Here is a 6840-nt window from a genome sequence, read left to right on the forward strand (position 1 = left end):
CGCACAGAAAGGGTGATTGCGTCAGGCTGGGCCCTGCTTACGCGTTCCAATCGATTGTTGGCCATGATGGGTTTCCAAAAATTCGTTTGGTGCGAAATGCTAGGCCACTGTTGCTTGACTGTAGACCAGGAGGGCCGGCGTGGCCAGCCGGCTCCACGGCCCGCCAGGGTACCCGAGCCCGGTCGGTCGCTGTCAACCATATTCAATACAAGAATGCTGACTTTTCGCCCGGCCGGATGTAAATTAGGTGCAATATTTCAATCCCTTTGACCAAATTAGCCATGCCGAAACTGCGCAATCGGTTGCTGAGTTTTGCATCTGCTGCAGCGGCGATTGTACTCGCGGCACACGGCGCCTTCGCAGACGACCTGATCGTAAAGCGATTCGGCAGTGGCAATTCCTCCGATACAGTCGGCATCGCCGATGCCGGCGAGGATGTCGAACTCGCTGGGCCGCAAGCCCTGACCAGCGACGCGAATGGCGATCTCCTGTTGCTTGACCAGCTCAATCAGCGGATCGTGCGGTTCGACCCGAAGCGCCCGGCAGAAGATCCGAACATTCTCGAAATGCCTGCGAGCGTTCAGCCGAACGACTTGATCGTTCGGAAAGACGAGATCATGGTCTGGGACAATGGCATCCACACTCTCAAGGAGACCGGCGATCCGGTCTCGACGCGCGGCGTCGGCGGCTCCACGATAAGGCTCGAAGAGATTAGCTCCCGCGACGTCGATGACGTGTTCGCCACGTCTGCCTTCGCGCAGATGGGGTCTCAGCCGCCCGGCAATCCGGCCGACCTCCTCGACCAGAACACGCGTGCCGTGGCCATCAAGCAGGGGCGCAAGCTCAGCCGGCAATATGTGGCCTCTCGCGGCCAGGGCTCTGTTATCGCCGACATCACTCCCGACAAGGGCGAAAACAGTGTGCTCATCGAAGTCCGCACTATGGATAGCGACGAAACCGTAGCCCACATTCATCTGCGGGTGCGGGATAAGCTCGGCGCAGTCGAATTCCTCGAGATCGACAACAACAACCGGTTCTATATCCTCGGGGAAAACATCCCGAACAACGCCTCGGGAGCTGGCACTTTCGTCGCGCGCTATGCGCTCAATGGCGACCTCGAGGGCGTCTACGAGCTCCCGCTGGAAAACACGCCGATCACCCGCCGCTTCGTAACGGTCTCGGGAGACGGTGACGTCTATTTCCTGCGCACCCAGCGCACTGGCGTCGAGGTCGTCGGCGTGGGTTTCCGTCCGCTGCGCAACGCCAAGTTCATCGATGTCCGGCCCCGGATTCAAGATGCGCGCACAGCGCCTTCGAGCGATTTCAAAGCCATTGCGGCCGTGCGACCGTCGAACCGCCAGCAAGTGATCGAAACAGCCTTTGCTTTCGAAGGCGTTCAATGGCTCGTTACACCACAAAACTATGGTGCCGATCCGGACACGTCCTGTTCTGGCTTCAACCGCATCCGGCGCCCCTGGTATCTGCAGGGAAAGATGGGCCAACAGGTTCGCGGCGTACCCTATTGCTGGGGATGCCATGGATCGCTCGCGAATTTCCAGGCACTGATGCAGCGTGGCGTCAAGGCCGGCAACGTTTGCACCAAGAACGAGCCACGCAACGACGTCGCCGGAGTCGATTGCTCAGCCTTTGTCAGCGCCTCCTGGGGCCTCTCGGTTCATTACACAACAGCTGCCATTCCTGCGATTGCTAAGCCCGTCAGCGATCCCTGGGAATTGCGCCCTGGGGACGCGCTGAACAAGCCTGGTTCGCACGTCATGCTGTTCCTACGCTTCACGCCGGACCGCAGGGCGGAGGTCATGGAGTCTTCGACCGGCGGGTGCAATGGGAAGGTCTGTCGCAACATCTATCCGCTCGCCTCCTTGCTTGCCCGCGGCTATCAACCCGTGCGCTTCAAAGCGCTCATCGACGACAACATGCTCGTGGCCCAAAGCGCCTATGCCTCCGACAAGCCCGAGAAGTCGGATATATCTGCCGCGCCCGCACGTAACGCCAGACGGAGGGTCCACCGATAGGGACGAGACCCCAGCTTGATCTTGGGCAAACGCAGGCGGTGTGTTTGCAGGGAGATCGTGTCTTTTCGCGCTGGGCCCAATCCGGGCCCGCCGCTAAGCTCGACGCGTGTCGCCCTCCGTAGCGCCAGGAAGGAACTCTGCTCTGCCTCTCCTTTGTTGTATAAAACCTTTTTGCTGCTCCACCGACCATTTATTATCTACACTACTTTAGGACGCAAACGATGCGTATGGTTCAATGGTATTTGGTTACCGCAACCACTGCCTGCCTGCTCACCGGAAGGCCGGCACCCGCCGCAGATTGCCAATCGGTCCTTGATGCGTTCAATCGCGCAATCGATGACGCCCACGAGACGGACGCTCAGGCCTCCATCGATAAGATCGCAGCGAGCGCAGACTGCGGAGCATATCAGACCGCGGCTCAGCTTCGTTTGGCTGCGTTACGCCTGTCCGCCGCTCAGACCTTGATGGCGCGGGGCCGGCCCGTCGCAGAATACGAAAGGCTGCTGACGACAGCCGAGGCGCCGGAAGTGCTCTGGCAGGCCTCGGCTACGTTGGGCGAGGTCCGTTTCGGCGAGCGTCGCTTTGCGGAAGCCGCGGAAGCCTATGACCGGGCGATCGCAATCGTCAAGAATGAGACACTGACTAGAACCCGGCCAGAGAAATTCGAAATCGAGGGGCTCGTCAATCGGTCCGGCCAGGCCCGGCTCCTCGCGGCGAACGTCAAGATGGCTGACGGCTCCACGGTTTTTGTGCGAACTGCGAAAGATCAGCGCGATGGCACGCTGGGCGGCATCTATTCGCAGTCCGTTCGCGGGATCATGCCTCAGGCCGTTCCGATCCCGATCACATTCGAGTACGCGAAGACGACGTTCACGCCAATCGGCGAACAAGCGGCGCACGAGCTTGCAGAAGCGCTCAAGGAGCAGCAAACGGCCCGTATCGAACTCGTCGGTCATACGGACATACGCGGCAGCGACGAGAACAATATGAAGCTTTCAGCGGCCCGCGCGGAAGCCGTTGCCGCCTTCCTTAAGAATGCTGGTGTAACTGCGACGATCGAAACCAAAGGCGTTGGCTCGACAGAGCCAATCAAGATCGTGGATTCCTCCGGTCTCAATCAGGAAGACATCTACGCATTGAACCGACGAGTGGAATTCGTTCGACAATAGAGCGCCGACATGACAGCGATACGCCTCGCACTCGTCTCAGTCTTCGTCGCTCTGGTGGCAGAGGTGGCGTTCGCGGGTTCGGGCCCTCGCCTTTATCTCAGAAATCCCGATGGTGGCTCGATCCGGGCACTGATCATCGGGATCGACGCCTATCAGCACGTCCGTCCCTTGAAGGGCTCGGTGGCGGACGCGCGCGATATCGAGGGAGCTCTTCACGCGATGGGCACCGCGGACGTGGTGACGCTGATCGATGGCGACGCCAACCGCACAAACATTCTCCAGAATATCAGCGCTCTGGTTCAGCGGACCAATCCCAACGATCAGATCATCCTTTCAATAGCCGGGCACGGCGCTCAGGAGCCCGAGACCACAAAGGGTTCGGAGCCTGACGGCATGCAGGACGTGTTCGTGCTGCCCGGATTCGAACCGACAGCGGAAGGTTCGAAGGAGCGCATCCTCGGAAGTGAGTTCAACCATTTCATCCGACAGTTCGAGTTGCGTGGCGCCAAGGTGCTGTTCGTGGCGGACACATGCCACGGTGGTGGTTTGGCCAGAGATATCGATCCGCGCGCTGCTGAGATGAGCTTCAGACAGGTGCCGACCTATAGGCTGGCGGTGGACAAGCTCACCCCGGTGACGAATACATCTGATCCAGCCACGGATCTCGATCTCGATAACACCATTTTCCTCGCCGCAGTCGACCGCAACACGAAGGCTCCGGAGGTCAAGGTCCCCTCGATCGAAGGGCTGCGTGGCGCCCTCAGCTACGCCGTTGCGCGCGCACTTGAAGGCGGCGCCGATGCCGACCATGACGGCATAATCACGTTGAAAGAGCTCTTCAGTAACGTTCGCCAAGTTGTCTACCAGTTGTCGGACCAGCGTCAGAATATCGTGACCAAGACCTCTCGGGGTCTTCCGATTGACCGCGACGTGATGTTCCAGTTGACACCAAGTCTGCCCCTGCCCTCTACAGCGCGCCAGCAGGTCGCGCTGGCAAATCCAAATGCGGCTGCCGGGAAGCCCTCGAGCTTCCCCAGCACGCCGAGCGACGCGGCCCGCACCAAGAGGCCGCCCCCCATACGCCTGGCAGCGCTCGACGGAAACAGCAAGAGCTTCCCGATCATCAATTCGCGCGAGACCAGTGTCGAGATCGTCCAGCCCCTGGATAATCCTGATCTGATCTGGGATCCGAAGTCGCACGACGTGATCTCCTGGGGGGATGTCATCGCCTACACGGTCGACCCCGGAGAGCTTGCTACCATCGTCGATCGTACGGCGGCGATCCGCGAGCTGAAGCGGATAGCAACCAAGTCTCCCCAGTCGCTGCGCGTCGCGCCCGATGATTCCCAGCATCGCAACAATGAGCAGATCCAGATAGAGCTCACCGAAGTTGCCGGGCGGTCCGTCATCCTGTTCGACATTTCGGGCGACGGAACGGTCCAGATGTTGTACCCGTTAGCGTCCGATGAAGAGCCAATGCGGGCGGGCAGCCTCAGTTTGCCTTTGCGTGTACGCACGCCGTTCGGCGCCGAGCAAGTTGTCGCAGTCAGCACCACCCAGCGACTTGTCGATCTCGAGCAGGCGTTGCTCCAACTGAATCAGCGCAAGGCTCCAGGCCAGATCATCAAGGTCATGACCACGTACCTCCCATCTGACGCGCGCGTGGGCTCTATTGCGTTCTTCACAGCCCCCTGAGGTGTGTATGTCTCCGATCAGATTTGCTATCGCGGTTTTGATCGGCACCGTGGCGGGCCTTCCGGCACCGCCGGCCGTCGCCGCGGTGCGGATCCTGGAAGGCACCGAACCGCCGCCGTCAAATCTGCCGGCGCAAGTCGCGCCGCCGGCGCCTACGCCGGCCGAGGTCGCAACGCCGCCTCAACAGCCGCCGCCGGCCAAGGGCGCGGCGGTGCCCGATGTTCCAGCGCCCCCCCCCCCACCAGTTTCGACGGTCCCATCGGTCCCGAACACGGCACCAAACTTGACTGATCTCGCCAAGGTCACGCCGGCCAACGAGGCCCAACTATCGGTCGAAATGTTGCCCAGCCAGACCGTCAGTGTCGGCTCGTTCGTATCTTTCAAAGTCACGAGCAAAAAGCCTGGTTATGTGGTGCTGATGGATGTGGATGCGGCAGGCCACCTGAACCAAATCTATCCAAATACGCCGGCTCTCGCCCGGACCAATCGAGTCAACGCAAACTACATCAAGCCCGGCAGGCCTCTGGTCATACCACTGGCTACTGATCCTTACGCCGGCGTTCGCTATGTGGTCTCTCCGCCGAACGGCGAAGCCATGATTGTTGGAATCTTAAGCGCCTCGCCAGTCCAGATCGTCGACCTACCCGATATTCCCGCTGAAATACTCGGCAAGCCCGACATGATCCTTGCCTATCTCTCGAAGCGAACGAACGAATTGCGAGTTCCCGACCAGGATAACCGGCTGCGACAGGCGCAGTGGTCATTTGACGCAAAGCCCTACACTATCCAGTGATCTCTTTGAGTGATCACGCTGAAGCCAGCGGAGCCGCTGGGAGCGGAACAAACGATGGACTGGCCCGTACTTGGTGCTGTCACGGCCGTTGCAGTCATCGGCGGAGCAGTCGTCTTCGAAGCCGCCACGTTGCTTGGATCGGGCACGATGAGCGCGAAGCCTCAGCAACCAAGCTACGAGCCTTCGGCCGAGCGCTCGGCCTACGACATCCCGGGATTTGCCGGCAGCGGCAACGATGAGCGTCCGCTGAGTTTCCCATTGATACGCTTGATCGATCCGGATCGCGTTGCGGAGCCGGAGCACCCGACGTCGTCGACCAAAGATCTCGCATCCGGGCCCGCTGCCCCCGAGCAGACCAAGAAAATCACCGCCTTGCCGGCCCATTCAAACGCTTCGCCGGGCAACAATGAGATCAAAGTCGCCAAATTGACACCGACTGGGATCGATCCAGCCCCGGGACCAACCCAGGCTGTAGCCCCTGCGTTAGTGCGCCCCGAACAGTGGCGGGCAATTCCAACTGCCAACGCGAGCTATTTCAACCTGGGCGGGCATATCAATAGCGCGGGAATCGTCGACAGTCTTGCCAGCGGACATCTTAGAGACGCCCTCAAGCAGCACAGCAAATTTGGTCAGCTTCCATCGGATATTAGGAATCACATCCTAACCCAGAATATAGACTTGTGCAGAATTGCCCCTTATCGAACTCTTCTCGGGATGGATGACAAGGTGCTCGAGCAGGAGCAGGCAGTGAAATTCATAAGGGTCCGCTAAGTGGACTAATTCGCCCAAATCTACGATTTCGTAAAATATGACGCGTGGCGCCCGAGCTGGTAGCATAGCACCCCTTGTTTCTTGAAAATGTCGCAACTGGTGAACTAGAGCTGCGACACCCGAGCTAGTTCGACGGCGGAGAGCGCGTCTCGAGTTAGCGGGACATGATCGCGATTTTTACCGCCGTCGGGCTACCAGCCGAACAACCTGCCTGGATTGACTGTGTACTAGCACAGTTACAAAGCTCGCGGCATGACGCTATGGCTGCTTCGCTCATCAAGCGACCTCAGATGCGGTGCAGGGTAAGACCGTATGTCCTTTCTGGATGCCGGCGGTGAGGTGGTTCGCCCTACACTGGCGGTGTTGAACGAGGGTTGCT

The 6840-nt window shown here is 59.8% G+C and carries 5 protein-coding genes; all 5 read left to right on the forward strand.

The window, feature by feature from the left end:
• The first annotated feature begins 281 nt into the window (after positions 1-281).
• The 5 genes from JQ586_RS25060 to JQ586_RS25080 all read left to right on the forward strand — a co-directional run bounded on the left by JQ586_RS25060 (position 282) and on the right by JQ586_RS25080 (position 6461).
• Complete coding sequence (locus JQ586_RS25060) at positions 282-2033, forward strand: hypothetical protein (RefSeq protein WP_249148078.1); 1752 nt, start codon at positions 282-284, stop codon at positions 2031-2033.
• 221 nt (positions 2034-2254) lie between these two features.
• Positions 2255-3202 carry an OmpA family protein gene (locus JQ586_RS25065; protein ID WP_212397281.1) on the forward strand — a complete coding sequence of 316 codons (948 nt, stop codon included), beginning with the start codon at positions 2255-2257 and terminating at the stop codon, positions 3200-3202.
• Between the two features lie 9 nt (positions 3203-3211).
• Positions 3212-4897, forward strand: coding sequence for a caspase family protein (locus tag JQ586_RS25070; protein ID WP_212397282.1), 1686 nt, complete (start codon positions 3212-3214; stop codon positions 4895-4897).
• Between the two features lie 7 nt (positions 4898-4904).
• Positions 4905-5690 carry a DUF4384 domain-containing protein gene (locus JQ586_RS25075; RefSeq protein WP_212397283.1) on the forward strand — a complete coding sequence of 262 codons (786 nt, stop codon included), beginning with the start codon at positions 4905-4907 and terminating at the stop codon, positions 5688-5690.
• Between the two features lie 9 nt (positions 5691-5699).
• Positions 5700-6461 carry a hypothetical protein gene (locus tag JQ586_RS25080; protein WP_212397284.1) on the forward strand — a complete coding sequence of 254 codons (762 nt, stop codon included), beginning with the start codon at positions 5700-5702 and terminating at the stop codon, positions 6459-6461.
• Positions 6462-6840: the final 379 nt, after the last annotated feature.

The organism is Bradyrhizobium jicamae, assembly GCF_018130215.1.
GTDB classification, from domain to species: domain Bacteria; phylum Pseudomonadota; class Alphaproteobacteria; order Rhizobiales; family Xanthobacteraceae; genus Bradyrhizobium; species Bradyrhizobium jicamae_A.